At 71.3% G+C, this 1,455-nt stretch carries 1 protein-coding gene and 2 pseudogenes; 1 reads left to right on the forward strand and 2 read right to left on the reverse strand.

Annotated elements, in window-relative coordinates; all coding sequences use genetic code 11:
• A pseudogene (locus AC2W7M_RS25280) lies at positions 1-366 on the forward strand (thioredoxin reductase); the annotation flags it as partial.
• A 4-nt stretch (positions 367-370) separates the two neighbouring features.
• On the opposite strand, the gene rnhA reads toward AC2W7M_RS25280, so the two are convergent.
• Positions 371-838 (reverse strand): ribonuclease HI, encoded by a 468-nt coding sequence (gene rnhA / locus AC2W7M_RS25285; RefSeq protein WP_486135845.1) that lies wholly within the window; start codon positions 836-838, stop codon positions 371-373.
• A 13-nt stretch (positions 839-851) separates the two neighbouring features.
• Positions 852-1,455, reverse strand: a pseudogene (locus AC2W7M_RS25290) (phosphotransferase); the annotation flags it as partial.

A 1,455-nucleotide genomic window follows, 5' to 3' on the forward strand; every position in this document is an offset into this window, starting at 1 on the left:
GGCGCCGCGCCCGACGACGGCGCCCGCGCGGGCTTCGCGGCCCGCGGCATCGCGATCGAGACCGTGCCGATCGCCGGCATCGAGGGGCATGCGGACGTGCGCCTGGCGGACGGACGGACGCGGTCCTTTGCCGGTCTGTTCACCGCCTCGCGCAACGCGCCGGCCTCGTCCATCGCCGCCACGCTCGGATGCGCGCTGGAGGAGACGCCGCTGGGCTGCCAGATCAGGACCGATCCGGCCAAGGAGACCACCATTGCCGGCGCCTTCGCCTGCGGCGACGTCGCCCGCGCGCCCCACTCGGTGTCCCTCGCCGTGGCCGATGGCGCGTGGGCGGGGATGCAGGTGCACCGCTCCCTGCTGTTCTGAAGGCTCAGTTCCGTTCCGGCGCGATGGCCCGGCGCAGCTTGAACGGCGCCATGCCTTCGCGCGCCAGCTCGTCGGCGCGCTCGTTCTCCGGATGGCCGGCATGGCCCTTCACCCAGTGCCAGCGGATCTCGTGGCGCTTGAGCGCGCCGTCGAGCCGCTCCCACAGGTCCTGGTTCTTCACCGGCTTCTTGTCGGCGGTGCGCCAGCCGTTGCGCTTCCAGCCGGCCAGCCACTTGGTGACGCCGTTCTTCAGGTATTCGCTGTCGGTGTGGAGGTCGACCGTGCAGGGCTCCTTCAGCGCCTCCAGGGCCGAGATGGCGCCCATCAGCTCCATGCGGTTGTTGGTGGTCAGCGCCTCGCCGCCCGACAGCGCCTTCTCGTGGGCGCCGAAGCGCAAAAGCGCGCCCCAGCCGCCGGGGCCGGGATTGCCCGAGCAGGCGCCGTCGGTGAAGACTTCCACTTCCTTCTTCATCGTTCTGCGGCGCTCACGGGGCGAGGCCGTAGTCGCGGGCGCTGTCCACGGCGCGGTGGAAGCGCAGCTTGCGCAGATATTCCACCGGGTCCTTGGGCCGCACGAGCGCGCCTTCGGGCACGTTCAGCCAGTCCACGAGGCGGGTGAGCAGGAAGCGCAGCGCCGCCCCGCGGGCGAGGCGCGGCAAAGCGGACGCCTCGTCGGCGCCAAGAGGGCGCAGGCTCTCATAGCCCGCCAGCAAAGCGCGCCCCTTGGTGACGTTGTAGGAGGCATCGGCCTCGAAGCACCAGGAATTCAGGCACACCGCCACGTCATAGGCGAGGAAGTCGGTGCAGGCGAAATAGAAGTCGATGATGCCGGAGAGCGCGTCGTCGAGGAAGAAGGCATTGTCCGGGAACAGGTCCGCATGGATCACCCCGGCCGGCAGGCCGGCCGGCCAGTCGCGCTCGAGGTCGGACAATTCCTCCTCGATGGTGACCCCAAGGCCGGGCGCCACCTCCGTCCGCCCGGCCGCGGGCGCCGCGATAGAGCGGGCGCCAGCCGGAGACGGACAGCGCGTTCGTCCGCCGCATGGGAGTCGCGGCCGGCGAGATGGAGCTGCGCGAGCCCGCGGCCCA

Source organism: Xanthobacter sp. BG11Y11_SDJG, assembly GCF_057364445.1.